The organism is Streptomyces sp. NBC_01317 (assembly GCF_035961655.1).
Classification (GTDB): domain Bacteria; phylum Actinomycetota; class Actinomycetes; order Streptomycetales; family Streptomycetaceae; genus Streptomyces.
Genome location: NZ_CP108393.1, coordinates 5,596,559 through 5,623,071, shown reverse-complemented (window position 1 = coordinate 5,623,071; position 26,513 = coordinate 5,596,559). Strand labels below are relative to the sequence as shown.

General features: G+C 72.0%; 17 protein-coding genes. 10 read left to right on the top strand and 7 right to left on the bottom strand.

Annotation, left to right across the window (positions count from 1 at the left end):
• Positions 1 to 31: 31 nt before the first annotated feature.
• Entirely contained in the window at positions 32 to 622 is a 591-nt protein-coding gene (locus OG349_RS24420) for a biotin transporter BioY (RefSeq protein WP_327236635.1), read from the bottom strand.
• Between the two features lie 230 nt (positions 623 to 852).
• Between OG349_RS24420 and OG349_RS24415 the strand changes: the two genes are divergently transcribed.
• Positions 853 to 1,494, top strand: coding sequence for a superoxide dismutase (locus tag OG349_RS24415; RefSeq protein WP_327236634.1), 642 nt, complete (start codon positions 853 to 855; stop codon positions 1,492 to 1,494).
• Positions 1,495 to 1,651: 157 nt separating this feature from the next.
• On the opposite strand, the gene OG349_RS24410 is transcribed toward OG349_RS24415, so the two are convergent.
• Positions 1,652 to 2,284, bottom strand: coding sequence for a mycothiol-dependent nitroreductase Rv2466c family protein (locus tag OG349_RS24410; RefSeq protein ID WP_327236633.1), 633 nt, complete (start codon positions 2,282 to 2,284; stop codon positions 1,652 to 1,654).
• A gap of 167 nt (positions 2,285 to 2,451) precedes the next feature.
• On the opposite strand from OG349_RS24410, the gene pepN (OG349_RS24405) reads away from it, so the two are divergent.
• Both pepN (OG349_RS24405) and OG349_RS24400 read left to right on the top strand, forming a co-directional pair.
• Positions 2,452 to 5,040, top strand: coding sequence for an aminopeptidase N (gene pepN, locus OG349_RS24405; RefSeq protein WP_327236632.1), 2,589 nt, complete (start codon positions 2,452 to 2,454; stop codon positions 5,038 to 5,040).
• Positions 5,041 to 5,185: 145 nt separating this feature from the next.
• Positions 5,186 to 6,310, top strand: a complete 1,125-nt coding sequence (locus OG349_RS24400; protein ID WP_327236631.1) for a hypothetical protein — start codon at positions 5,186 to 5,188, stop codon at positions 6,308 to 6,310.
• Between the two features lie 68 nt (positions 6,311 to 6,378).
• Here the strand turns inward: OG349_RS24400 and OG349_RS24395 are convergent, their stop codons facing one another.
• Positions 6,379 to 7,617, bottom strand: a complete 1,239-nt coding sequence (locus tag OG349_RS24395) for a serine hydrolase domain-containing protein (RefSeq protein WP_327236630.1) — start codon at positions 7,615 to 7,617, stop codon at positions 6,379 to 6,381.
• 390 nt (positions 7,618 to 8,007) lie between these two features.
• Here OG349_RS24395 and OG349_RS24390 point away from each other — a divergent pair, with 390 nt between their 5' ends.
• From OG349_RS24390 to pepN (OG349_RS24380), 3 genes are all read left to right on the top strand, one after another.
• Positions 8,008 to 11,322, top strand: coding sequence for a S8 family serine peptidase (locus OG349_RS24390; protein WP_327236629.1), 3,315 nt, complete (start codon positions 8,008 to 8,010; stop codon positions 11,320 to 11,322).
• A 191-nt stretch (positions 11,323 to 11,513) separates the two neighbouring features.
• Positions 11,514 to 12,542 (top strand): aspartate-semialdehyde dehydrogenase, encoded by a 1,029-nt coding sequence (locus OG349_RS24385; protein ID WP_327236628.1) that lies wholly within the window; start codon positions 11,514 to 11,516, stop codon positions 12,540 to 12,542.
• Between the two features lie 262 nt (positions 12,543 to 12,804).
• A complete protein-coding gene (gene pepN, locus OG349_RS24380; RefSeq protein WP_327236627.1) occupies positions 12,805 to 15,384 on the top strand; it encodes an aminopeptidase N in 2,580 nt (859 codons plus the stop codon).
• A gap of 159 nt (positions 15,385 to 15,543) precedes the next feature.
• On the opposite strand, the gene OG349_RS24375 is transcribed toward pepN (OG349_RS24380), so the two are convergent.
• The 3 genes from OG349_RS24375 to OG349_RS24365 all read right to left on the bottom strand — a co-directional run bounded on the left by OG349_RS24375 (position 15,544) and on the right by OG349_RS24365 (position 18,198).
• The gene (locus OG349_RS24375) at positions 15,544 to 15,798 is read right to left on the bottom strand and encodes a hypothetical protein (protein ID WP_327236626.1); all 255 of its coding nucleotides are present in this window, start codon (positions 15,796 to 15,798) and stop codon (positions 15,544 to 15,546) included.
• Positions 15,799 to 15,885: 87 nt separating this feature from the next.
• Positions 15,886 to 17,970 (bottom strand): 4-alpha-glucanotransferase, encoded by a 2,085-nt coding sequence (gene malQ, locus OG349_RS24370; protein ID WP_327236625.1) that lies wholly within the window; start codon positions 17,968 to 17,970, stop codon positions 15,886 to 15,888.
• On the bottom strand, positions 17,971 to 18,198 hold the full coding sequence (locus tag OG349_RS24365; RefSeq protein WP_327236624.1) for a hypothetical protein: 228 nt from the start codon (positions 18,196 to 18,198) through the stop codon (positions 17,971 to 17,973).
• A 319-nt stretch (positions 18,199 to 18,517) separates the two neighbouring features.
• Here OG349_RS24365 and OG349_RS24360 point away from each other — a divergent pair, with 319 nt between their 5' ends.
• Positions 18,518 to 21,535, top strand: a complete 3,018-nt coding sequence (locus tag OG349_RS24360; protein ID WP_327236623.1) for a beta-N-acetylglucosaminidase domain-containing protein — start codon at positions 18,518 to 18,520, stop codon at positions 21,533 to 21,535.
• Positions 21,536 to 21,642: 107 nt separating this feature from the next.
• On the opposite strand, the gene OG349_RS24355 is transcribed toward OG349_RS24360, so the two are convergent.
• On the bottom strand, positions 21,643 to 22,179 hold the full coding sequence (locus OG349_RS24355) for an HNH endonuclease (RefSeq protein ID WP_161306982.1): 537 nt from the start codon (positions 22,177 to 22,179) through the stop codon (positions 21,643 to 21,645).
• Positions 22,180 to 22,459: 280 nt separating this feature from the next.
• On the opposite strand from OG349_RS24355, the gene OG349_RS24350 reads away from it, so the two are divergent.
• From OG349_RS24350 to OG349_RS24340, 3 genes are all read left to right on the top strand, one after another.
• Positions 22,460 to 23,539, top strand: a complete 1,080-nt coding sequence (locus OG349_RS24350) for a mechanosensitive ion channel domain-containing protein (protein ID WP_327236622.1) — start codon at positions 22,460 to 22,462, stop codon at positions 23,537 to 23,539.
• A 321-nt stretch (positions 23,540 to 23,860) separates the two neighbouring features.
• Complete coding sequence (locus OG349_RS24345; RefSeq protein ID WP_327236621.1) at positions 23,861 to 24,979, top strand: ROK family transcriptional regulator; 1,119 nt, start codon at positions 23,861 to 23,863, stop codon at positions 24,977 to 24,979.
• A gap of 181 nt (positions 24,980 to 25,160) precedes the next feature.
• Positions 25,161 to 26,507 (top strand): ABC transporter substrate-binding protein, encoded by a 1,347-nt coding sequence (locus OG349_RS24340; RefSeq protein WP_327236620.1) that lies wholly within the window; start codon positions 25,161 to 25,163, stop codon positions 26,505 to 26,507.
• The last annotated feature ends 6 nt before the right edge of the window (positions 26,508 to 26,513 follow it).

Here is a 26,513-nt window from a genome sequence, read left to right as displayed (position 1 = left end):
TGACCGTCATCGGGGGCCGGGACGGTCCGTGTCAGCCCCGGCGGCCGGCCAGCTTCCACGCGGCGGGCAGCGCGCCCATCGCCAGCGCGGCCTTGAGCGCGTCGCCCAGCAGGAACGGCACCAGGCCGGCCGAGACGGCGGCGCTCAGCGACATGTCCGCCGACACGGCGAGGTACGGGACGCCGACCGCGTAGATGATCGCGGAGCCCAGGACCATCGTCCCGGCCGTCCTGACGACGGACCGGTCGCCGCCCCGGCGGGCCAGTGCGCCGACGACCGTCGCGGCGAGCAGCATCCCGAGGACGTAACCGAGGGTCGGGAAGCTCACGCCGGAGGCGCCTTCGGAGAACCACGGGAGCCCGGCCATGCCGAGCAGCGCGTACAGGGCCAGGGAGAGGAAGCCGCGGCGGGCACCGAGGGAGACGCCGATGAGCAGCGCGGCGAAGGTCTGTCCCGTGACCGGCACCGGTGAGCCGGGGACCGGCACGGAGAGCTGGGCCGCGACGCCGGTGAGGACGGCGCCGCCGACCACCAGGGCGAGGTCGCGCGCGCGGGCGCGGTGGGCCGGGAGGAGATCGGCGAGGACCACTCCGGTACGGGGGGCGGGGGCGGCGGTGCTCATGGGGACTCCGGCGGTCGTCAGGGTGCGCCGGGCAGGCCGTGGCGTGTTCCGGGCGGGGGGACAGCCCGACCGTAACCCGGCCGGCCTGGCCCGATCACCGTCGGACGCCCACAAAGAGGAGGTCAGCGGCTTGTCGGGGGTGTCACAAGGCACCTGCCCGCATCGGAGTCCTCTTGCTGTTAGCGTGCACTTGCATAAGATGTGCAATAAGAGTTTCGGAGGGCTTGGACATGGCCGTTTACACACTTCCCGAACTTCCGTACGACTACGCGGCGCTCGAACCGGTGATCAACCCGCAGATCGTCGAGCTGCACCACGACAAGCACCACGCGGCCTACGTCAAGGGCGCCAACGACACGCTCGAACAGCTCGCGGAGGCGCGGGACAAGGAGTCGTGGGGGGCTGTCAACGGCCTGGAGAAGAGCCTGGCGTTCCACCTCTCCGGCCACATCCTGCACTCGATCTACTGGCACAACATGACCGGTGACGGCGGCGGCGAGCCGCTCGCGGCGGACGGCGTCGGGGAGCTGGCCGACGCGATCGCCGCGTCGTTCGGGTCGTTCGCGGGCTTCAAGGCCCAGCTGACGAAGGCGGCGGCGACCACGCAGGGGTCGGGGTGGGGCGTCCTCGCGTACGAGCCCGTCAGCGGCCGGCTGATCGTGGAGCAGATCTACGACCACCAGGGCAACGTCGGCCAGGGCTCGGTCCCGATCCTGGTCTTCGACGCCTGGGAGCACGCCTTCTACCTCCAGTACAAGAACCAGAAGGTGGACTTCGTCGAGGCGATGTGGCGGGTCGTCAACTGGCAGGACGTGGCGAAGCGCTACACGGCCGCCCGGAAGAACGCCAACAACCTCCTGATCGCCCCCTGACGGGGGGCCTCCCCGCGCGGGAGGCCGCACACGTCCTGCTCGTGATCGTCTTCTCACCCTTCACGGCGGGCGGATGGAACGGACGGCCCTCGCGAGGACATGACTCGCGGGGGCCGTCCTCCGTCCACGTCTCCGTACACGTGCCGAAACAGTCGTCCTAGTCGAAGCTCGGGGCGGCGGTCCGGGTCCGCTTGATCTCGTAGAAGCCCGGGATCGACGCGACCAGCAGCGTGCCGTCCCAGAGCTTCGCCGCCTCCTCGCCCTTGGGGGCCGGGGTGACGACCGGGCCGAAGAAGGCGACCTGCTCGCCGTCCGCGCCGGGGACCGCGATGACCGGGGTGCCGACCTCCTGGCCGACCTTGTCTATGCCTTCCTTGTGCGACGCCCGCAGCTCCTTGTCGTACGCGTCGGAGTCGGCGTACTCCAGCAGGTCGGCCGGCAGGCCGACGTCGTCCAGGGCCGAGGCGATCGCCTCACGCGTGGGGCCCTCGCCCCCGTTGTGGATGCGGGTGCCGAGCGCGGTGTAGAGCTTGCCGACGACCTCGTCGCCGTGCTTCTGCTGGGCGGCGATGACCACACGGACCGGCTCCCACGCCGTCGTCCGCATCATCTCCCGGTACTGCTCGGGCATCTCGTCGATCTTGTCCTCGTTGAGGACGGCGAGGCTCATCACGTGCCACCGGACGTCGATGTCCCTGACCTTCTCCACCTCAAGGACCCAGCGGGACGTCAACCAGGCCCAGGGGCACAGCGGGTCGAACCAGAAATCGACGGGAGTCTTCTCGGACATGTCTCTCCTCTGAAACGGGCGTCCCGGCTACCCGCGGGCGCCCGACGGACCTCGACGCCTCAACGTTCCAACCGGATGGCCGCATTCCCGGCTGACCGCCCACAGCGGCACATGCGAGGATCGTCACTGTTTCGAACGACCCACGAACGAGTCACGAAGGAGTGCCCGTGCCCGGTGAGAACCTGTCCCGCGACGAGGCCCGTGTACGGGCCGGCCTGCTGTCCGTAGACGGGTACGAGGTGGACCTCGACCTGCGCTCGGCGGTCGGTGAGGCGCCGGACGGCCCCGGGCCCCGTACCTTCCGCTCGGTGACGACCATCCGCTTCCGCTCCTCGGAGCCGGGCGCGGCGGCCTTCGCCGATCTGATCGCCCCGAGTGTGACCGCCGTCACCCTCAACGGCCGCGCCCTGGACCCCGCCACCGTCTTCGACGGCTCACGGGTCACGCTGGACGATCTCCGCGCGGAGAACGTGCTGGTGGTCGACGCCCAGTGCGCGTACAGCAGGTCCGGCGAGGGCATGCACCGCTTCGTCGACCCGGAGGACGGCGAGGTCTACCTCTACACGCAGTACGAGCCGGCCGACGCCCGCCGCGTCTTCGCCAATTTCGAGCAGCCCGACCTCAAGGCGCCGTACCGCTTCCAGGTGACCGCGCCCGAGGGCTGGCTGGTCTGGAGCAACGGCGCGGGGACCCTGGGCGACGACGGGGTGTGGCGCTTCGCGGAGACGAAGCCGATCTCGACGTACATCACGGCGATCCTCGCGGGCCCGTACCACCACGTCACCGACTCCTACCGGCGTACGTTCGACGACGGCACGGTCCTGGAGATCCCGCTCGGCGCGATGTGCCGCAAGGGGCTCGCCCGGCACTTCGACGCGGACGACGTTTTCCTGCTGGCCAAGCAGGGCCTGGACTTCTTCCACGACCGCTTCGACTACCCCTACCCCTTCGGGAAGTACGACCAGGCGTTCGTGCCCGAGTACAACCTGGGCGCGATGGAGAACCCGGGCCTGGTGACCTTCCGCGAGGAGTACATCTTCCGCGGCAAGGTGACGCGGGCGTCGTACGAGCACCGGGCCAACGTCATCCTGCACGAGATGGCGCACATGTGGTTCGGCGATCTCGTCACCATGACCTGGTGGGACGACCTGTGGCTCAAGGAGTCCTTCGCGGAGTTCATGGGGACCTTCGCGCTGGTCGGGGCCACCCGCTTCGAGGACGGCTGGATCACCTTCGCCAACAACCGGAAGTCCTGGGCCTACCGCGCCGACCAGCTGCCGTCCACCCACCCGATCACGGCCGACATCCGTGACCTGGAGGACGCCAAACTGAACTTCGACGGGATCACGTACGCCAAGGGCGCGTCCGTCCTCAAGCAGCTGGTCGCGTACGTGGGGCAGGACGCGTTCCTGGAGGGCGCCCGGCGCTACTTCAAGCGGCACGCGTACGGGAACACCCGCCTCGGCGACCTGCTCGCCGTACTGGAGGAGACGTCCGGGCGGGACATGGCCGGCTGGTCGCGCTCCTGGCTGGAGACGGCCGGGGTCAACTCCCTCACCCCGGAGGCCGTCTATGACGCCGAGGACCGGATCACCGAGCTGGCCGTGATCCAGGAGGCCGCCCCGTCCCACCCCGAACTGCGCCCGCACCGGGTGGCGGTCGGGCTCTACCGGCGCACGGCCGACGGGGATCTCGTACGGTACGCGCGCGGCGAGACGGACGTCGCCGGGCCCCGGACGGTCATCACGGAGCTGGCGGGCGCGGAGAAGCCGGACCTGATCCTGGTCAACGACGAGGACCTGACGTACTGCAAGATCCGCTTCGACGCGGCCTCGCTGGACACCCTGCGCACGCATCTCGGCTCTCTCACCGACCCGTTGGCGCGTGCGCTGTGCTGGTCCGCGCTGTGGAGCCTCACCCGTGACGCGCTCATGCCGGCCCGGGACTTCATCGGCCTGGTGCTCACCCACGCGGGCCGTGAGACGGACATCGGGGTGCTCCAGATGCTGCACGCGTGGGCGCGCGGCGCGCTCACCCTCTACGCGGTCCCGGAGTGGCGCGAGGAGGGCGGGCGGCTGCTCGCCGAGGGCGCGCTGCGGGAGCTGCGGACGGCAGGGCCCGGCGGTCAGCACCAGCTGACGTGGGCGCGCTTCTTCGCCGCGGTCGCCACGACGGACGCGGACTTCCAGTTGCTCCAGGGACTGTTGGACGGGACGGCCAAGATCGACGGGCTCGACGTCGACCAGGAGCTGCGGTGGGCCTTCCTGGAGCCGCTGACCGCGCACGGCCGCGCGGACGAGTCCGCCGTGGCGGCCGAACTGGCCCACGACGACACGGCGTCGGGCAAGCGGCACGAGGTGCGCTGCCTGGCGGCCCGGCCGTCGGCGGCGGTGAAGGCGCAGGCGTGGGTACGGCTGGTGGAGTCGGACACGCTGTCGAACGCGCTGGTCGAGGCGACGATCGCCGGGTTCGCCCGGTCGGACCAGCGGGAGTTGCTGGCGCCGTACTCGGAGAAGTACTTCGAGGTGATCGAACGGGTGTGGGCGGAGCGTTCGATCCAGATCGCCATGCATGTGGTGCGCGGGCTGTTCCCGGCCGCGCAGGGCGACCGTTCGACCCTGGAGGCGGCGGAGGCGTGGCTGGCCTCGCACGAGGAGGTGGCTCCTGCGCTGCGCAGGCTGGTGCTGGAGGCGACGGACGACCTGGCGCGGTCGCTGCGGGGGCAGGCGTGCGACGCGGCCGCCGCGGGGCGGTGAGAAGCGGGCGTTACGGCGTTCGAACGGTGAGCGGCACATGATCGGCAGTCGAATGCCCTTACTTTAGGGCGAGCTTGTCCGGTTTTGCCGACGAACGTGTAACAACGGGTTAGAAGGTGGTCACAGGACGGGCAGACCCCGGGACATGAACAACAACACCCCGGTCACCCCCCGCCCCCTCCGTCACCTCGGTAACGACGTGCGGCACCGCGTCCTCTCCGCCGCGCAGCTGCGCGAGCACGGGGTCGCGGCCGCGCGCGCCGCCGCGCAGTGCCGCCCCGGTGGCCCCTGGCAGCAACTGCTGCCGGGGGTCTACCTGTTGCACCCGGGGCCGCCGACGAGCGAGGAGCGGCTGCACGCGGTGCTGCTGTACGCGGGACGCCCGGGCCCCGAGGCGGCGAAGGGCGTTCCGGCGCAGCCCGGCTCCTCCCCCGGCGGCCGCCCGGGGTCCTCGTCCCGGTCGGCGCCCCCGGCCCGGTCGTCGGCCCGGCCGTCGTCCCCGTACGGCGGGGTGATGGTCACCGGTCTCGCCGCGCTCGCCCTCCACGGCTTCGGGTCCACCCCGGGGCTGCGGGAGCTCGACCTGATCGACGTGCTGGTGCCCCGTACCCGCCGGCTGCGGTCCACGGCGTTCGCCCGGCTGATCCGCGCCCACGCCCTGCCCCGGCCCGAGCTGGTGACCGGGGTGCCGGTGGCGCCGGTGGCCCGCGCGGTGGCCGACGCGGTCGCGGAGCTGTCGGACGCGGCTGCCGTACGGGCGCTGCTGACCGAGGCCGTACGGGGCGGGCACTGTGAACCGGCCTCTGTCGTACGGGAGTTGAGCCAGGCACGGCTGCTGGCCCGGCCGCATGTGGTCGACGCGGTGGACGCGCTGCTCGCCGAGGGGCGGTCGCTGGCGGAGGGGCGGCTGTACGAGATGGTGCGGACGTACGCGCTGCCCGAGCCGGTCTGGAACGTCGACCTGGCGCTGCCGGGCGGACCGCACCTGGGCGGGGTCGACGCGTACTGGCCGGAGCAGGCGGTGGCCGTGGAGCTGGACACGCGGGCGCCCCGGCTGGGCGGGCCGGGAGGCCCGCAGGACGACGACGCGGTCTGGACGGAGTACGCCCGCAAGCGGGAGCACCTGGAGCGGCTGGGCGTCACCGTCCTGCATCTGACGCCGAGAAAGCTGCGGGAGTCCCTGGAGCAGCAGGCGATGGTGGTCGGTACGGCGCTGGCGGCGGCGGACGAGAGGGATCCGGCCGCGTATGTGGTGGTCCTGCCTCGGTGAGACGGGACCGGGGGCACAAGGAGAGGGGGCGGGCGCGGCCCGCGCCCGCCCCCTCTCCGGGTCTCCGCTCAGCCGCAGAACTCCGCCTCCACGACCCGCCCCGGGTCACCGGCCCAGTCGGCGTTGAAGTTCAAGGAGAGCGAGTGGGTGCCGTCGGCGGTGGTGAAGGCGCCCGTCGAGGAGCCGTGGATCCCGCCGCCATGGCCCCAGACGACCGTGCCGCAGGACAACCGGGTCTTCTCCAGCCCGAGTCCGTAGCCGGCGGCCTCGCCGTCCTCCCCGTCCTCCCCGCTTCCGAGCGCGACGGTGGTCTTCATCTCCTTGAGCTGGGCCGGGGGCAGCAGCCGGCCCGTGAGCAGCGCGCTGAAGAAACGGTTGAGGTCGGCGGCGTCGGAGATCATGCTCCCGGCCGCCCCCGCCATCGTCGCGTTGAGTTCGGTGACGTCGTGGACCGTCCGCTCCGGGTCGTCGGCGAGGACGGCGTACGCGCGTCCTGAGGGCCGCGGCAGCCGGGGGTCCGTACCCGGCAGGCGGGTGCCCGTCAGGTGCAGGGGCCGCAGGATGCGGCGCTCGATCTCCGTGGCGTACGAACGTCCCGTCACCTTCTCCACGACCAGGCCGGCGAGCACGTAGTTGGTGTTGGAGTAGTTCCAGTCCGTGCCGGGGGCGAAGTCCGGCGCGTGCGTCATGGCGATCGCGACGAGGTCGCCCGGCTGCCAGGTCCGGTAGCGGTTCTTGAGGAAGTCGGTGGTGAAGACCTTCTGCTGGAAGCCGGGGTCGGCGGTGTAGCTGTAGATGCCGCTGGTGTGGTTGAGGAGCTGACGGAGGATCACCCGGCGTCCGTCGTGTCCGTTGCCGCCGACCACGCCGGGCAGCCAGTGGTCGACGGTGTCGTCCAGGTCGAGCCGTCCCTCGGCCTCCAGTTGGAGCAGGACGGTCGACACGAAGGTCTTGGTGACGGAGCCGACGCGGAAGCGGTCCCGTGCCCCGCGCTCGCGGCCGGTGGCCGTGTCGCCCAGCCCCGCGGTGCCTGACCAGGTGCCGGTACGGCTGTTCACCTGGGCGAGGACGCCGGGCACACCGTCCGCGACGGCGGCGTCGAGGGCCCGCTGCGTGGCGGAGTGCCGCGCTCCGCCGGCCTCCACGGCGGAACCCGCCCCGCCGGAACCGGAACCCACCACCGGCGGACCCGCCACGGCGGGACCGGCCAGCGCGGTGGACGCGAGGGCCGCCGCCGCCAGCGCTCCGGTCCAGGCGAGACGGGCGCGTCGCCCGATGCGGTGAGTGGGGGCCGTACGTGCCGACATGGGGAACTCCTCCGTGCGTGAGGTGCGGTCGGCGGACAGGACCGCGGAGGGGCGCGGGGAGTTGCCCGGCGCGGCGGGGTTGATCGTGTTCCGGTCGTTCGGAAGCGGCGGCCGCAGAATACGGGAGGGCCGCCTCCGGCCGCGTACTACGCGCGTCACTGTGTCCGCAGAGCGGACGGAATCGCTCCGCCGCGCCGCCGAACGACCGCGCGGGCCGGGCACGTTCGCCGGTTTGGGCCGGTTCCTCCTCCGTGGCGGGTGAGTCGCGTTGGCGGGTGTACGCCATGACCGAATCCCGCCTCCGGCAACACTCCACAAACCCCTGTTATGTACGAAAAGCTGAGCGGTCACCGGTACCGAAATCCGGACCTTCTCTTCCACACCACAGGGATGCTGATGACCTCCGAATCCGCAGGCTCCATATCCGGGCCGAGACGCGTGGCCAGGATCGCGGCAGCCGCCGGCCTGGTGGCCGCGCTGATCGCCACGGGCGCCGCCCCCGCGTTCTCCGAGACGGGCACCGACGACCCGGCCGCCACCGCCGCCGTGAAGTCCGACCGGTCGTCCGACAAGCTCGGCGCCGTGGACGCCCAACTGCTGTCCCAGGCCGAGGCCGAGGGCGCGAAGACCGTCACGCTGATGGTCGCCACCGCCCCCGGTGCGACCGAGCAGGTGGCGGGCCAGCTGAACGACGTCGCGGGTGCGACCGTCGGCAAGACGTACGACAAGCTCGGTTACGTACGCGCCACGCTCCCGACCGCCAAGGCGGACGCGGCGATCAAGGCGGCCGCGAAGCTCTCCTCCGTCCACGGCATCGATCTCAAGCAGGAGATCCAGCTGGACGACCCGACGCCGGCGGCCGACACGGTGGCGCACGCGAAGGGCTCGAAGGGCTCCGCCGTCCAGAAGTACCCGGCGCCGAGCAGCAAGACCCCGGCGAAGAACCCGTACAACCCGTCCTTCGAGACCGGTGCGGTCGACTTCGTCAAGCAGCACCCGAAGGCCGACGGCCGCGGTGTCACCATCGGCATCCTGGACTCCGGCGTCGACCTGGGCCACCCGGCCCTCCAGAAGACCACCACGGGCGAGCGCAAGATCGTCGACTGGGTGACCGCGACGGACCCGGTGTCCGACGGCGACGGCACCTGGCTGCGGATGAACGGGGCGGTCAGCGGTCCCACGTTCACGGCGTCGGGCCGGACCTGGACGGCGCCGGCCGGCGCCTACAAGTTCCTCCCCTTCGCCGAGCGGGTCACGGTCGGCGGCGACATGGCCGGTGACCTGAACCGCGACGGCGACACGACCGACGTCTGGGGCGTGCTCTACGACCCGGCGAACGGCACCGTGCGGGTCGACCTGAACAACGACGGCAACTTCACGAACGACACCGCGCTGAAGCCGTACAAGGACGGCTTCCAGATCGGCTACTTCGGTACGGACAACCCGGCGACCCCGATCGTCGAGCGCATCCCGTTCGTCGTCGAGATCCGCAAGGACGTCGTCTACAACGGGTCCGGCGCCACGTCGGACTACGTCAACATCGGCGTCATCGAGGGCGAGCACGGCACCCACGTCGCCGGCATCACCGCCGCCAACGGCCTGTTCGGCGGCAAGATGAACGGCGCCGCCCCCGGCGCCAAGCTGGTCTCCTCCCGCGCCTGCACGTGGAGCGGCGGCTGCACCAACATCGCCCTGACCGAGGGCATGATCGACCTCGTCGCCAACCGTGGCGTCGACATCGTCAACATGTCCATCGGCGGCCTGCCGGCGCTCAACGACGCCAACAACGCGCGCGCCCAGCTGTACACGCAGCTGATCGACGTGTACGGCGTGCAGCTGGTGATCTCGGCCGGCAACGACGGCCCCGGCACCAACACCATCAGCGACCCCGCCGTGGCGGACAAGGTCATCTCCGTCGGCGCCTCCATCTCCAAGGAGACCTGGGCCGCCAACTACGGCTCCGGTGTGACGACGAAGTACGGCCTGCTGCCGTTCTCGGCGCGCGGCCCGCGTGAGGACGGCGGCTTCACGCCGACCATCACCGCGCCCGGCGCGGCGATCAACAGCACGCAGACCTGGTACCCCGGCGGCCCGGTCGCCGAGGCGGGCTACACCCTGCCGCCCGGCTACTCGATGCTCCAGGGCACCTCGATGGCGTCCCCGCAGGCCACCGGCGCGAGCGCGCTGCTGATCTCGGCCGCCAAGCAGAAGCACCGCACGCTCACCCCCGCCGACCTGCGGACGGCGCTCACCAGCAGCGCCGACAAGATCCCCGGTCTCCAGGCGCACGAGCAGGGCGCGGGTCTCATCGACGTCGTCGGGGCGTGGAAGGAGATCGAGCGCGGCGCCACCGCGCACGAGTACACGGTGAAGGCCCCGGTCGACACCGCGATCGACTACGCGCTGGAGACCCCCGGCTTCGGTACGGGTCTGTACGACCGCGAAGGCGGCCTCCAGACCGGCAAGAGCCGGACGTACGACGTCACCATCACCCGGACCACCGGCCCCAAGGGCGCGGTGGAGCACCGGCTGGACTGGAAGAACAACGACGGCACGTTCCGCCTGCTCGGCAGTGGCAAGGTCAAGCTGCCGCTGAACCAGCCGGTCACCGTCACCGTCCAGGCCCGGCCCTCCTCGGCCGGCGTGCACAGCGCGATCCTGGAGGCGGACGACCGTCGTACGGAGGGTGTGGACAAGCAGATCCTCGCCACCGTGGTCGTCTCCAAGGAGCTGGCGAAGCCGTCGTACACCTTCAAGGCGACCGGTTCGGTGCAGCGCAACAGCTCGAAGTCGTACTTCCTGACGGTTCCGGAGGGTGCGAAGACCCTGGAGGTGGCGCTCGGCGGACTCGCCAAGGACAGCCAGACCCGGTTCATCTCGATCCACCCGTACGGTCTGCCGGTCGAGGACAGCTCGACGATCTTCTGCTACCCGAACTACGAGAACCCCTCCAACACCTGCCGCCCGGACCTGCGTTCGTACGTGGACCCGACCCCCGGCGTGTGGGAGATCGAGGTCGAGGCGCGTCGTACCTCGCCGCTGCTCGACAACAAGTACACGCTGGACGTGTCGCTGCTCGGCGCGACCTTCGACCCGGCGGTGACCACGCTGCCCGAGGCGAAGATCGGCACGCCGACCCCGGTCCAGTGGACGGTCAAGAACAACTTCGCCGCCATCGACGGCAAGCTGGCGGGCGGCTCGCTGGGCTCGGCGAAGATCGAGCGGCCGACGATCGAGGACCAGGGGCAGCTCGTCTCCACGATCGTCGTCGGTGAAGGCGTGACCCGCCTGGACGTCGCCATCGGCAGCACGTCCGACACGTCCGCGGACCTCGACCTGACGGTCGCCCGGGGCAACGTGGTCGTGGGGCAGTCGGCGGACGGCGACTCCGAGGAGTCGGTCAGCCTCGTCAACCCCGCCGCCGGTACGTACACCGTGACGGTGGACGGCTATTCGGTCCCGGCCGGCACGACGGAGTTCGACTACCGCGACGTCTACTACTCGCCGTCGCTGGGCTCCATCAAGGTCGACGACACCAAGCCGGTCAAGCTGGCCAACGGCGCGTCGGCGCAGGTCACGGCCGATGTCGTGGTGAACAGCGCGGCTCCCGAGGGACGTCAGTTCTTCGGCGACGTGCAGCTGCTGAACGCACGCGGCACGTCCGCGGGCACCGGCAGTGTGGTGATCGCCAGCGTCACGCCGTAACGGCGCGGTACTGCTGAGGAAGGGGCGGGCGTCCGTACGGGCGCCCGCCTCTTCCGCTGTCCGGCCGCTGTCCGGCCGCCGTCCGGTCCGCCTCCTGGACAACCGACTGGACAACACGGGCATGCTGATACGCATGATGGAGCGGCACCCATGCCGCTCGTACATGAGCTCGTACATACGGAGGAGACCCCGTGAAGGTCGGAATCGTCGGAGCCACCGGTCAGGTCGGCACAGTCATGCTCAGGATCCTGGCCGAGCGGAGCTTCCCGGTCACCGAGCTGCGGCTCTTCGCCTCCGCCCGGTCCGCGGGGTCCACCCTCGACTGGCGGGGGACGCCGGTCACGGTCGAGGACTCCGGTACGGCGGACTGGTCCGGGCTGGACATCGTGATCTTCTCCGCCGGGGGTTCGACCTCGAAGGCGCTGGCCGAGAAGGTCGCCGCGCAGGGGGCCGTCGTGATCGACAACTCGTCCGCGTGGCGGCGTGACCCCCAGGTCCCGCTGGTGGTCTCCGAGGTCAACCCGCACGCGATCAAGGACCGCCCCAAGGGCATCATCGCCAACCCGAACTGCACCACGATGGCCGCCATGCCCGTGCTGCGCCCGCTGCACGACGAGGCGGGTCTTGCCGCGCTGGTCGCCACCACCTACCAGGCGGTCTCCGGGTCGGGCCTCGCCGGGGTCGCGGAGCTGCACGGCCAGGCGAAGCAGGTCGTCGCCGACGCGGACAAGCTCACGCACGACGGCGGGGCGGTCGAGTTCCCCGCGCCGGCCGTCTACCAGCGCCCCATCGCCTTCAACGTGGTGCCGCTCGCGGGCAGCCTGGTGGACGACGGCTCCTTCGAGACGGACGAGGAGCAGAAGCTCCGTAACGAGTCCCGCAAGATCCTGGAGATCCCGGAGCTGAAGGTGTCCGGGACGTGCGTACGGGTGCCGGTGTTCTCGGGGCACTCGCTCCAGGTGAACGTACGGTTCGACCGCCCGATCAGCGTGGAGCGGGCGTACGAGCTGCTCAAGGACGCGCCGGGCGTCGAGCTGTCCGACATCCCGACCCCGCTCCAGGCGGCGGGGAAGGACGCGTCGTTCGTGGGCCGGATCCGGGTCGACGAGACGGTGGAGAACGGTCTCGCGCTCTTCGTCTCCAACGACAACCTGCGCAAGGGCGCGGCGCTGAACGCGGTCCAGATCGCGGAGCTGGTGGCGGCGGAGCTGGCGGGCTGAGCCGGACGCGTGTGAGGGCCCGGCCGAGAGGTCTGCCGGGCCCGCCCGTCGATCGGACAGGCATCACCTCGGCGCATCGCTCAGGGCGGTTTCCTCGGCAGTCTCGTGATGTGTCAGGGTCATCGCGGCGCCTCCTTCCGCGGTCAGCGTAGGGACGGCGCCCGTCCTCCCCGCCACGGTAGCCCGAGGTCCCCACGATCGGGTGAACGCGACCCGCCGTGGAAGGATGGGCCGAAACGCCCTATACCGAGGAGATGACCGGGTGCCTGGCACAAATCTGACCCGCGAGGAGGCGCAGCTGCGTGCGCGCCTGCTCACCGTGGACTCGTACGCGATCGATCTCGATCTGAGCGGCGCGCAGGAGGGCGGCACCTACCGGTCCGTGACCACGGTGCGCTTCGACAGCGCGGAGGCCGGGGCAGAGACCTTCATCGACCTGGTGGCGCCCGCCGTCCACGAGGTCGTCCTCAACGGCACCCCGCTGGACGCCGCCGCCGTCTTCAAGGACTCGCGGATCGCGCTGGCCGGCCTCCTGGAGGGCCCGAACGACCTGACGGTCGTCGCGGAGTGCGCGTACACGAACACCGGTGAGGGCCTGCACCGGTTTGTCGACCCGGTCGACGAACAGGCCTACCTGTACACGCAGTTCGAGGTCCCGGACGCCCGGCGCGTCTTCGCGTCGTTCGAGCAGCCGGACCTCAAGGCGACGTTCCAGTTCTCCGTACGGGCCCCCGAGGGCTGGACGGTCGTCTCCAACTCGCCGACGCCGGAGCCGAAGGACAACCTCTGGCACTTCGCGCCGACGCCGCGCGTCTCGACGTACATCACCGCGCTGATCGCCGGTCCGTACCACGCGGTGCACAGCTCGTACGAGAAGGACGGGCAGTCGGTGCCGCTGGGCATCTACTGCCGGCCCTCGCTGGCCGAGTTCCTGGACGCGGACGCGATCTTCGAGGTCACGCGGCAGGGATTCGACTGGTTCCAGGAGAAGTTCGACTACGCGTACCCCTTCGCCAAGTACGACCAGCTGTTCGTCCCGGAGTTCAACGCGGGCGCGATGGAGAACGCGGGCGCGGTGACCATCCGCGACCAGTACGTCTTCCGCTCGAAGGTGACGGACGCCGCGTACGAGACGCGCGCCGAGACGATCCTGCACGAGCTGGCCCACATGTGGTTCGGCGACCTGGTCACCATGGAGTGGTGGAACGACCTCTGGCTGAACGAGTCGTTCGCCACGTACACCTCGATCGCCTGCCAGGCCGACGCGCCGGGCTCGCGGTGGCCGCAGTCGTGGACGACGTTCGCCAACTCCATGAAGACCTGGGCCTACCGCCAGGACCAGCTGCCCTCCACGCACCCGATCATGGCGGACATCCGCGACCTGGACGACGTGCTGGTCAACTTCGACGGCATCACGTACGCCAAGGGCGCCTCGGTGCTCAAGCAGCTCGTCGCATACGTCGGCCAGGACGAGTTCTTCCGCGGGGTGCAGGCGTACTTCAAGGCCCACGCCTTCGGGAACTCCCGCCTCTCCGACCTGCTGGGCGCGCTGGAGGAGACGTCCGGGCGCGACCTCAAGGCCTGGTCGAAGGCGTGGCTGGAGACGGCCGGGATCAACATCCTGCGCCCGGAGATCACCCTCGACGCGGCGGGCCACGTGGCGTCGTTCTTCGTCACGCAGGAGGCGCCCGCGCTGCCCGCCGGCGCCAAGGGCGAGCCCGTCCTGCGGCCGCACCGGATCGCGATCGGGTGCTACGACCTGGACGGGAACGGCAAGCTGGTCCGTACGAGCCGGATCGAGCTGGACGTCGACGGGGAGCGCACGGAGGTGCCGTTCCCGCAGAACACATCGCGCCCGGCGGTGGTCCTGCTCAACGACGACGACCTGTCGTACGCGAAGGTCCGCCTCGACGAGGAGTCGCTGCGGGTCGTCACCGCGCACCTCGGGGACTTCGCGGAGTCGCTGCCGCGCGCCCTGTCCTGGGCCTCCGCCTGGGACATGACGCGGGACGGCGAGCTGGCGACGCGCGACTACCTGGCGCTGGTGCTGTCCGGCATCTCCAAGGAGACGGACATCGGCGTCGTGCAGTCGCTGCACCGCCAGGTGAAGCTGGCGCTCGACCTGTACGCGGCGCCGGTGTGGCGCGAGACGGGTCTGACGCAGTGGACGGAGGCGACGCTGGCGCACCTGCGGGCGGCGGAGCCGGGCAGCGACCACCAGCTGGCGTGGGCGCGCGCGTTCGCGTCGACCGCCCGTACGCCGCAGCAGCTGGACCTGTTGCAGGGCTTGCTGGACGGTACGGAGACGGTCGAGGGCCTGGCCGTCGACACCGAGCTGCGCTGGGCGTTCGTCCAGCGGCTGGCGGCGGTGGGGCTGCACGACACCGAGGAGATCGCGGCGGAGTACGAGCGCGACAAGACCTCGGCGGGCGAGCAGCACGCGACGGCGGCCCGCGCGGCGCGGCCCTCGGCCGAGGCCAAGGCGGAGGCGTGGGCGTCGGTGGTGGAGAGCGACAAGCTGCCGAACTCCCTCCAGGAGGCGGTGATCGGCGGCTTCGTCCAGACCGACCAGCGTGAGCTGCTCGCGCCGTACACGGAGAAGTACTTCGCGGCGGTCGCGGAGGTGTGGGAGTCCCGTTCGCACGAGATGGCGCAGCAGGTGGCGGTCGGGCTGTACCCGTCGCTCCAGGTCTCGCGCGAGACGCTGGACGCGACGGACGCGTGGCTGGCCTCCGCCGGCCCGAACGCGGCGCTGCGCCGGCTGATCTCGGAGTCGCGCGCGGGCGTGGAGCGCGCGCTGCGCGCCCAGGAGGCGGACGCGGCGGCGGCGCCTGTCGTCTAGGCCTTGCCTGCCGGTCCCGGGGGTCCCGCTGTCTTGGACGGCGGGGCCTCTTCGGGGTCACTTCGGGATGTCGGCGGCCTTCTCCCCGAGGGGATTCGGGTACGCGAAAGCGCCGCACGGCGGCCGTGCGGCGCTTTGCCGTTTGCGTGGGGCGGGTGGTCAGCCCTGCTTCGGCTTGGTGACGCGGTGGGACGGGTGGGACTTGTCCAGGACCAGCACCAGGCCGGTGATGACGGCGAACAGCAGCAGCGGGATGCCCACGAACAGGCCGAGGGTCTCCACCACGCTCAGGCCGGGGCCCGGGTCGTCACCGTCGTCGCGGCTCAGTGCGAGCGCCGGGGACGTCATGAGCAGCATCATCAGCGTCGTACCGGCCGCCAGGGCGCCCGCGCGCATCGCGTTCTTCTTGTCCACGGTGCAAACGTAGCGAATGGCCGGGTCCGCCGCGCGCGCGGGGTCCCGTACAGCTCCGCGCCGCTCCCGTACGGCCCTGTCGCGCCGTCACGGTCGCAGTACGTCCATCAGGCGGTGCAGCCGGGGAGACGCGGCCAGTTCCTCCAGCGTCATCGGGCGGCCCGTCGCGTCCGCCACCGGCAGGCGCCAGTTGGGGTACTGGTCCCACGTCCCCGGCAGGTTCTGCGGCCTGCGGTCGCCCACCGCGTCCGGCAGCCAGACCCCGACCATCCGCGCCGGGGTGCGCAGCAGGAAGCGGTAGACCGCGCGGATCTCCTCCTCCTCGTCACCGGGCCCCCCGGGCAGCAGCCCCAGGCGCCCCAGGTACGTGAGCCACTCCCCGACCTCCGCGCGGTCCTCGGCCTGTTCCCGGTCCAGCGGGCGGGTGAGCAGGCCCAGCCGGTGGCGCAGTTCCACGTGCTCACCGGTCAACCGGGCGGCGGTGGACGGCAGGTCGTGGGTGGTCGCGGTGGCGACGCAGCCCTCGCGCCAGGTCCCGGGCGGCAGGGGCGGCTGTCCCGGCCCCTCCCAGTCCCGTTCGAACCAGAGCACGGACGTGCCGAGCACCCCGCGCCGCTCCAGCGCCTCGCGCACCCCCGGCTCGACCGTGCCGAGATCCTCGCCGACGACCGGGGCGCCCGCGCGGTGCGCCTCCAGGGCGAGGACGGCGAGCATCGCCTCGGCGTCGTACCGTACATACGTTCCCTGGGTGGGCTGCTCGCCCTGCGGCACCCACCAGAGCCGGAACAGCCCCATCACATGGTCGATCCGCAGCGCCCCGGCGTTCCGCAGCAGGCCCTTGAGCAGGCCGCGGTACGGGGCGTAGCCGGACGCGGCGAGGACGTCGGGGCGCCAGGGCGGCAGGCCCCAGTCCTGGCCGAGGGCGTTGAAGGCGTCGGGCGGGGCGCCGACCGACATGCCGGCGGCGAAGGCGTCCTGCTGGGCCCAGGCGTCGGCTCCGCCGGGGTGCACGCCGACGGCCAGGTCGTGGACGATCCCGACGGCCATGCCCGCGTCCCGCGCGGTGCCGGACGCGGCGGCGAGCTGCTGGTCGGTCAGCCAGGCCAGCCGGCGGTGGAAGTCGACGCGGTCGGACAGGTCATGGCGGGCCCGGGCGGTCTCGGGCGAGCGCGGGTCGCGCAGCCCGGCCGGCCAGTCGTGCCACCCCGGTCCGTGCGCCTCGGCGAGCGCGTACCAGGTGGCGTGGTCCTCCAGGGCCTGCCCCTGGGCGGCGAGGAAGTCGCCGTACTCGGCACGGCGGCCGGGGCCGAGGGGGACGGCCGCCAGGATCTCCAGGGCGGCGAGCTTGAGGGCCCATACGGCGTCGCGGTCGATCAGCGCGTCCTCGCCGAGGACGGACGCGCGCAGGGCGGCGGCCTTCTCGCCGAGGGCGTCGAGCTGCTCGCGGTCCGCGCCGCGCACGTACGCGTACTCCGGTACGGCCTCGATCCGCAGGTGGACCGGGTCGGGGAAGCGGCGCGAGGAGGGGCGGTACGGCGAGGGGTCGGTCGGGTCGCCGGGGACGGCGGCGTGCAGCGGGTTGATCTGGACGAAGCCCGCGCCGAGGTGACGGCCCGACCAGGCGGCCAGCTCGGCGAGGTCCCCGAGGTCGCCCATGCCCCAGGAGCGCTCGGAGAGCAGGGAGTAGAGCTGCACCAGGAAGCCGTGGGTACGGGGCGGGGGCTGCGGCACCTGATGGGGGGCGGCCACCAGGGTGACGGTGGCCGTACGCCCGTCGGGGGCGCGCGCGGTGAGCCGGTGGACGCCGAGGGGGGCGTGGGCCACGACGGCGGCGGGGTCGGTGGCGGGGTCCGCGGGCAGCGGCGTACCGCCGTCCTCCGGCTCCACCTGGAGGGTCGTCCCGGGCGGCAGCCCCGTCAGGGCGGCCGGGACCTCGGGCCGCTCCCCCTCGGGGGCGCTCCACAGCACCACCGTCGGGGGCAGCAGCCGCTCCGCGGCGGTGGCTTCCGCGCGGGTGAGCGCGTCCGTCACCGCCGCGGGGGTGGACGCGTCGACCCCGAGCGCGGCGAGCACCGCCACGACGGTGTCGTCCGGGACCTGGACGGTGACGTCGGGCGAGGGGGCGTACGAGGTGGCGACACCGTGCAGTGCGGCGAGCCTGGCCAGGCCCATTCAGACTCCTGGGGACTCCGTGCCCCCGGCGGTGCCGGGAGCTGTCGGTTCGCTGGTGAGCGGGGCGGTGTCGGCGAGCGGGGGCTCGCTGGTCAGCGGTTCCGCGTCGGCGAGCGGCGGTTCGCTGGTCAGCGGACCGGGCGCGGACCGCGCGGGGCCCGGCACCGACGGTCGGGGGATCGGCTGTTCGGAGGGGCCGGGGAGCAGGCGCGGTGCGGGTGCGGCCATGGCGGCTTCTCCAAGGGCTGGGCAGACAGGACACAACAGCCCTACCCAGCGTAGGCGGAGGCAGGCACGTACGGAGGGTGAACCTGTGCCGGTGAGGAGGTGTCGGGTCTCCGTCCGTCTCCCGCGTGTCACGATCCCTCCCCCGCCCGGCAGTTGGTACCCCTGCCTATCACAACGGGCAAAGGAGACACAGCGGCCACGCGCATTGACACCCCGACCACGGGGTGGTGGGCTCGTCCCCGCTTGACGCGAATCCTCGCGGCTCTTCGCGAATCCTCGCGGCTCTTGGGGGGACCAGGACACACGAGAGGAGCACGGCGTGCGGCTCGGGCGTACAGGACGGACGGCTACGGCGGTTGCGATGGCCGTGATCGGCGGGCTTCTCGGCGGGGCGCCGGGCGCGTACGCGGCGCCGCACGACCCGGGTTCCCCGGTGGCCGCCACGCCCGGCCCCGAGGGCCAGGCGGACGTGCCGGACGTGTGGCCCAGACCCCAGACGATCAAGGCGGCCGGGCGGGCTGTCCCGCTCGGTGACCTGGTCACCGTCGTGGCGGGCGAGGGCGCCGACCCCGTCGCCGTCCAGGCGCTCACGGACGCGCTGCGCGCCGCCGGTGTCCGTACGGTCGGCCAGGCCTGGGCCACGGATCCGCCCGGCGCGGGCACGGTGGTCCTGGCGGGCGGCACCGGCGCGCGGGACGCGCTGCGCGCCCTGCGCGCGCCCGAGAGCGCCGACCTGCCGTCCGGCGGGTACCGGATCGCGGTGGGCCGGGTCGCGGGCCGCGACACGATAGCGCTGGACGGGGTGGGCGAGGACGGCCTCTTCCACGGCGCGCAGACCCTGCGCCAGCTGATCGTGAGGCCGGGCGTGAGGCCGGGTGCGAAGCCGGGCGTGAAGCCGGGCGCCAAAGCGACCGTCCCGGGCGTTGTCGTACGGGACTGGCCCGGCACGCTCGTGCGCGGCACGACGGAGGGCTTCTACGGGGAGCCGTGGACGCACCAGGAGCGCCTGGCGCAGCTCGACTTCATGGGGCGTACCAAGCAGAACCGCTTCCTCTACGCGCCGGGTGACGACCCGTTCCGGCAGGCGCGCTGGCGCGATCCGTACCCGGCGGCGGAGCGTGCCCAGTTCCGCGAGCTGGCCGAGCGGGCCGGCCGTAACCATGTGACGCTCGCCTGGGCCGTGGCCCCCGCGCAGTCGATGTGCATGACGTCGGAGAAGGACCTCGGGGCGCTGAACCGCAAGATCGACGCGATGTGGGCGCTGGGGGTGCGGGCCTTCCAACTCCAGTTCCAGGACGTGAGTTACAGCGAGTGGCACTGCGACGCGGACGCCGACACGTTCGGCTCGGGGCCCGAGGCGGCGGCGAAGGCGCAGGCCCGGGTCGCGAATGCGGTGGCGGTTCATCTGGCGGAGCGGCACCCGGACTCCGAGCCGCTGACGGTCATGCCGACCGAGTACCACCAGGACGGCGTCACCGCGTACCGCACGGCGCTCGCCGGGCAGCTCGACGGCGGTGTCCATGTGGCGTGGACGGGGGTCGGGGTCGTCCCGCGCACCATCACGGGCCGTGAACTGGCCGACGTGAAGGCCGCGTTCGCGCATCCGATGGTGACGATGGACAACTACCCGGTCAACGACTACGAGCCGGAACGTCTCTTCCTCGGCCCGTACACCGGCCGCGAACCGGCCGTCGCCGGCGGCTCGGTGGCGCTGCTCGCCAATGCCATGGAGCAGGCGTCGGCGTCCCGTATCCCCCTCTTCACCGCCGCCGACTACGCCTGGAATCCGCGGAGCTACGTGCCGGAGGAGTCCTGGCGGGCGGCCGTGGACGACCTGGCCGGCGAGGACACGGCGACCCGCGAAGCCCTGCGCGCCCTCGCGGGCAACGACGCCTCGTCCCTCCTCGACCCGTCCGAATCCGCCTATCTCAAGCCGCTGTTCACCGCCTTCTGGGCGTCCCGCGCCACGTCGGACGGACGCGCCAGGAGCCGCGCGGCGGCCGGACTGCGCGCCGCCTTCACCGTGATGGCCGGGGCGCCGGAGCGTCTCGCGGGGACGGCCGGGGGCCGGCTGGACGACGAAGTACGGCCGTGGCTGGACCAGTTGGCGCGCTACGGGCGCGCCGGGGAGCTGGCCGTCGACATGCTCACCGCCCAGGACCGCGGTGACGGCGCGGACTCGTGGCGGGCGTCGCTGGCGCTGGAGCCGCTGCGCGAAGAGCTGCGCACGAGCGAGGCCGTGGTGGGCGAGGGCGCCCTGGACCCGTTCCTCGACCGGGCCGTCGAGGCGGCGGCGGGGTGGACGGGCGCGGCCCGCGCCACCGGCGGGGACGTCGCCCAGGACGCCCGGTCCTACACGGTCGGCCTGGGCCGGGCGAGACCGGTCACGGCGGTGACGGCGATGACCGAGCCGGGCACGGGCGCCGGGGCGAGCGTGGAGGTGCGGGTGCCGGGCGAGGGCTGGCGTCCGCTGGGACCGCTGTCGACGAGCGGCTGGACGCAGTCGGACGCGAAGGGCCTGCTCGCCGACGCGGTACGGATCGTGTGGCCGGGCGCGGGTCCCGGTTCCGGCATCTCGGGACCGGGCGCGCCCGCCCCCTCCGTACGGCATATCGTGCCCTGGTTCGCGGACGAGCCGGGGGCGCGGCTGGACCTGGCGCCCCGCGAGGCGGACGCCCAGATCGGCGGGAAGGCGGAGACGGTCGAGGCGCGGCTGGCGGGGCGGCGGCCCGGCGAGGTGCGCGGGTCGCTCACCGCGAAGGCGCCGTCCGGCATCCGGGTGACGGTGCCCAAGGAGACGACCGTGCCACGCGGCGCCCTGACGACGGTCCCCATCGAGGTCAAGGTGAAGGCGGGCACCCCGGCCGGTTCGTACGACGTGCCGGTCGCCTTCGGCGGCGAGCGGAGCACGCTGACCGTGCGGGCCTCGCCCCGTACCGGCGGCCCCGACCTCGCGCGTGGCGCGACCGCCTCGTCCTCGGGCGACGAGACCCCGGACTTCCCGGCGTCGGCCGCGATCGACGGGGACCCCGCCACCCGCTGGTCGTCCCCGGTGGAGGACGGCGCCTGGTGGCAGCTGGAGCTCCCGGCGGCGGCGCGGGTCGGGCAGGTGGTCCTGACGTGGCAGGAGGCGTACGCGAGCCGCTACCGCGTCCAGGTCTCCGCCGACGGCCGCACCTGGCGGACGGCTGCGACCGTCTCGGACGGCCGGGGCGGGCGGGAGGCGATCGGGATGGACGCGAAGGACACCCGGTTCGTACGGGTCCAGGGCGACGCCCGCGCCACGAAGTACGGATACTCGCTGTTCTCGGCCGAGGTCTACGCGGTCGCGCCCTAGCGAGGCAAGGCCGGGCAAGACCGGGCGACGCCACCGGCCCCCGCGCACGCCTCCGATCCCCCCGGCGTACACCCGCCTGACCAGGGGGAACGACAAAGGCCCGGATCTCAGGCTGAAATGCCGTCGATCCGGGCCACCGCGTCCTCCGCGCCGTACGGTTGCAGGTACGGCATCCAGCGCGGGTCACGGTGTCCGGTCCCGATGATCCGCCAGGCGAGCCCGGACGGTGGAGCCGGTTGTTGGTGCAGACGCCAGCCCAGCTCACGCAGGTGCCGGTCGGCCTTGACGTGGTTGCACCTGCGGCACGCGGCCACGACGTTGTCCCACGCGTGCTGGCCCCCGCGGCTGCGGGGGACGACGTGGTCGACGCTGGTGGCGGCGGCGCCGCAGTACATGCAGCGGCCCCCGTCCCTGGCGAAGAGCGCACGACGGGTCAGTGGAACGGGCCCCCGGTAGGGGACCCGCACGAACCGCTTCAGCCGTACGACGCTGGGGGCTGGGACGACGCGGGTCGCGCTGTGCATGAAGGCGCCGGATTCCTCGAGGCTGGTGGCCTTGTTCTCCAGGACGAGGACGAGCGCGCGGCGGAGCGGTACGACGCCGAGCGGCTCGTACGACGCGTTGAGGACCAAGACATGCGGCACGGATGCCTCCTATTACGCCGGCGGCGCGTGGCTCGCGCCGGGACGATCTGCTCCAGTCTCTCCTCATGCCTGGTCGAAACGCCACCACGTCCAGGTAACGGGCTCGGAGTGTTTTCGACCACAGGACGACCACGGGACACCCGCCCGCCCCTCCTCCCCGGCCCAATACCGCACCCGTACCGCGTGAGGAGTGTCTCTCCGCCCCCTCGGGGCGGCGGAGGCCGTCCACTGCCCCGTTAGTGTGGTTGGCCAGCCCGCCCCCTATCCGGAGGTTTCCGTCGTGTCCTGGTCCGCCCTGCCGGCCGCAGCCCCGCCGTCCGGTCCCGGCACCCTCGACGAGGCCGGGAACCGGGCGAACGACGCGGCGGGCTGGGTGGAGGACAACTGGTCCACCTGGCTGAGCGTGGGCTTGCGCATCCTGCTGATCCTGGTGATAGCCCTCGTCCTGCGCCATGTCATCCGCCGCGCGCTCACCAAGCTCATCGAGCGGATGAACCGCAGTGTGCAGGCGGTGGAGGGCACCGCGCTGGGCGGCCTGCTGGTGAACGCGGAACGCCGCCGCCAGCGCTCCGAGGCCATCGGTTCCGTGCTCCGCTCCGTGACGTCGTTCCTGATCCTCGGCACGGCCGCGCTGATGATGCTGGGCGCGCTGAACATCAATCTGGCGCCGCTGCTGGCCTCCGCCGGGGTCGCCGGCGTGGCGCTGGGCTTCGGTGCCCGCAACCTCGTCACCGACTTCCTCTCCGGCGTGTTCATGATCCTGGAGGACCAGTACGGCGTCGGCGACAGCATCGACGCGGGGGTGGCCACCGGCGAGGTGATCGAGGTCGGCCTGCGCGTGACCAAGCTGCGCGGCGAGAACGGCGAGATCTGGTACGTGCGCAACGGCGAGGTGAAGCGGATCGGCAACCTCAGCCAGGGCTGGGCCACGGCCGCCGTCGACGTGATGGTCCGGCCGTCCGAGGACCTGGAGAAGGTCCGCGCGGTCATCAAGCAGGTCGCGGAGACGATGGCCAAGGACGACCCGTGGGCGGAGCGCCTGTGGGGCCCGATCGAGGTGCTGGGCCTGGACGCGGTCCTGCTGGACTCGATGACCGTACGGCTCTCGGCCAAGACGATGCCCGGCCAGGCGCTGAGCGTGGAGCGCGAGCTGCGGTGGCGGGTCAAGCGGGCGTTCGACGAGGAGGGGATACGGATCGTCGGGGGTGTCCCGCTCCAGGCGGACGAGGAGCCCGTGGACCTGTCGGCGGGCGTGTCGGCCCCCTCGGCCCTGTCCAGCCCCACGTCACCGCAGTCCCAGGCCGCTTCCCCGCTGACCCCGCAGGTGCCGCCGCCGGGCTCACCGGGCCAGGGCAAGTGACCGTGCGCGACGACGGGCTCGCGGGGACGTCTCCGTACCGGTGAGGTCTCCGTACCGGTGACGTCCTGTGTAACAAGCACCGACCGCCCGTCTTCTCCCGCACCCCCGCAGGTAACGCTTTGGTTGCCTCGGGGGTGCTTTGTGCCGGGGGGTATTGACTGATTCCTGACGCCGGGCCTACTTTCCTCGCATCCCAATAGGAAACTTTCCTAACAGTGTCACTGACGTGCCACGAGGAGAACGAGCAGAGACAAGGCAGGTGTCCGGTCAGTGTCAGGATCATCCACTCCGTCACCGGGGACACCCAGCGTCCTGCGGGCCATGAACGACCGGGCCGCGCTGGACCTGCTCATAGCCCACGGACCGCTCACGCGCACCAGGATCGGTGAGCTGACCGGCCTCTCCAAGCCCACCGCGTCCCAGCTGCTGACCCGGCTGGAGAGCGCGGGCCTGGTCCGTACGACCGGCAGCCAGAGCGGCCGGCCGGGACCCAACGCCGTGCTGTACGAGATCGACCCGCGCGCCGGCCACGTGGCGGCGCTCTCCGCGGGACCCACCGGCATCGACGCGGTGGTCGCCGACATCACCGGCGCCGTCGTGGGCAGCTGCCGGGTCGAGGCGGAACCCGCCACCAAGGACGTGGGCCACCGCACCGCCCAGCTGGTCGCCGAGGCCGTGGACGGCGCGCTGCGCGCGGCCGGGCTCGGCCACGACGACCTGCGCTGCACGGTGATCGGCACCCCCGGCGCCATCGACCCGCACACCGGCCAGCTGCGGTACGCGCCGCACCTGCCGGGATGGCACTCCCGTACGCTCCGGGCCGATCTCGCGGAAGTGCTGGGCACCCCGGTCTTCATCGAGAACGACGTGAACCTCGCGGCGATCGCCGAACAGTACGAGGGCGCGGCCCAGGACCACGACGACTTCGTGCTCGCCTACCTCGACGAAGGGGTCGGCGCCGCGATCGTGCTGGGCGGCACCCTGCTCAGGGGCGCCACCGGCGGCGCCGGGGAGATCGGCTACATGCCGCTGCCCGGCGCGCCGCTCGCCCGGGGCGGGGTCCGCGACTGGGCCGGGGACGACGCCGGCGGCGGATTCCAGAGCCAGGTCTCCACCCCCGCCGTACGGAAACTCGCCGGCGGGGTGCCGCTGGCCGAGGCCCTCGCCGACGAGGGCGTACGGGACCAGGTGGCGGCCATGCTGGCCACCGGCCTGGCGGCCGTGGTCGCGGTGGTCGACCCCGAGCTGGTCGTGCTCTCCGGCGCGGTCGCGGAGGCCGGCGGGGAGGCGCTGCGGGAGCGGGTCGAGACCGAGCTGACCGGGCTCATCCTGCCCAGACCCCTGCTGCGGATCAGCGACCTCGACGGCGACCCGATCCTGACCGGGGCGCTGCGGTCGGCCCTGACCCAGGCGCGCGACACCGTCTTCGACACCACCTGACACCGCGCCGCCGCGGACCGGCGCCTCGCGCGCCCGTACCCCCTTGTCCCATACCGCTCCTGTCCCGCACCCGTACCCGCACCGGTGTGCATCCCCCGCCTTCCCCGCGACGCCCCCGCGTCCCCTCAGAACCCACCCGCCGCCGTTTTCCCGTACCCCTCCCCCGTAAAGGAAGTCCGCCATGGCGCGATGGCGTATACGCACCTGCGTGTCCGCGGCGCTCGCCGCATCGGCGCTGCTGTTGTCCGGCTGCGCGAATCCGAGCACCGGGAGCGACACCGACGACCCGACCAAGCCGGTCACGCTGAAGTTCTGGCACGGCTGGTCGGCGCCCGGCGAGGTGAAGGCGATCAACGCGAACATCGCCCGCTTCGAGAAGCTCCACCCGAACATCAAGGTCGTCTCCACCGGCAACGTCGGCGACGAGACGATCAACCAGGCGCTGCGCGCCGGCGGCAGCAAGGCTCCCGACGTGGTGACCTCGTTCACCACCAACAACGTCGGCCAGTACTGCTCGTCCGACATGTGGGTGGACCTCGACCCCTTCTTCAAGAAGAGCGGGATCGACAAGGCGGAGGTCTTCCCGAAGACGCTGCTGGACTACACGCAGTACCAGGGCGTCCAGTGCGCGGTGCCGCTGCTCGCGGACGCGTTCGGCATGTACTACAACAAGGACGCGTTCAAGGCCGCCGGGATCGCCTCGCCGCCCCGGACGATGTCCGAGCTGAAGGCCGACGCGGTCAAGCTGACCGAGAAGAACAAGGACGGCTCGGTCAAGCGCGCCGGCTTCATGCCGAACTACCAGCTCTACCAGAACGCGCCGGACCGGATGTTCGCGCAGTGGGGCCCGAAGTACTTCGACGGCAACGGCAAGGCGCAGCTCGCCGACGAGCCGAAGACCGAGGACTTCTTCACGACGATGAAGTCCATCGCGGACGCGCAGGGCGGGTACGCGGCCATGGAGCGGCTGCGCCAGACCTTCGGCGACGAGTACTCGAACGGCAACGCCTTCCTGAACGGCAAGCTCGCCATGCACCTGGACGGTGAGTGGCGCGGGCTGATGCTGGACGACGAGAAGGCGAAGTTCGACTGGGGCGTGGCGCCGCTGCCCGTACCGGACGACCAGGCGGACACGTACGGGCGCGGCTACCTGACCGGCACGGTCGCCGGGATCGCGCACAGCAGCATGCACCAGAACGCCGCGTGGGAGCTGGTGAAGTTCCTGACGGTCGACACCGACTCGGTGGTCAGCTTCGCCAACGCGATCCACAACGTGCCGTCCACGAACGAGGCCCTCAAGTCCCCGAAGCTGGACCAGGACCCGGCGTTCCAGGAATTCCTCAAGATCGCCCAGAACCCGTACAGCCAGGCGGTCCCGCCGTCCAACAACGGCGGCCAGTACATCAACTCGTTCGGTGACTTCTCGCAGTCCGTCGAATCGGGCAGGACACCGCTCAAGGACCTGCACGGCGCTCTGAAGGAACTCGACGACCAGATCGACGCCGACAACGTCCAGTCGGAGAACTGAGGAGCC

Excerpts from the sequence above, each read along its gene's own strand:
- OG349_RS24420 (WP_327236635.1), bottom strand. The coding sequence starts at position 622 with ATGAGCACCGCCGCCCCCGCCCCCCGTACCGGAGTGGTCCTCGCCGAT.
- OG349_RS24415 (WP_327236634.1), top strand. The coding sequence starts at position 853 with ATGGCCGTTTACACACTTCCCGAACTTCCGTACGACTACGCGGCGCTC.
- OG349_RS24410 (WP_327236633.1), bottom strand. The coding sequence starts at position 2,284 with ATGTCCGAGAAGACTCCCGTCGATTTCTGGTTCGACCCGCTGTGCCCC.
- OG349_RS24400 (WP_327236631.1), top strand. The coding sequence starts at position 5,186 with ATGAACAACAACACCCCGGTCACCCCCCGCCCCCTCCGTCACCTCGGT.
- OG349_RS24395 (WP_327236630.1), bottom strand. The coding sequence starts at position 7,617 with ATGTCGGCACGTACGGCCCCCACTCACCGCATCGGGCGACGCGCCCGT.
- OG349_RS24390 (WP_327236629.1), top strand. The coding sequence starts at position 8,008 with ATGCTGATGACCTCCGAATCCGCAGGCTCCATATCCGGGCCGAGACGC.
- malQ (WP_327236625.1), bottom strand. The coding sequence starts at position 17,970 with ATGGGCCTGGCCAGGCTCGCCGCACTGCACGGTGTCGCCACCTCGTAC.
- OG349_RS24365 (WP_327236624.1), bottom strand. The coding sequence starts at position 18,198 with ATGGCCGCACCCGCACCGCGCCTGCTCCCCGGCCCCTCCGAACAGCCG.
- OG349_RS24345 (WP_327236621.1), top strand. The coding sequence starts at position 23,861 with ATGAACGACCGGGCCGCGCTGGACCTGCTCATAGCCCACGGACCGCTC.
- OG349_RS24340 (WP_327236620.1), top strand. The coding sequence starts at position 25,161 with ATGGCGCGATGGCGTATACGCACCTGCGTGTCCGCGGCGCTCGCCGCA.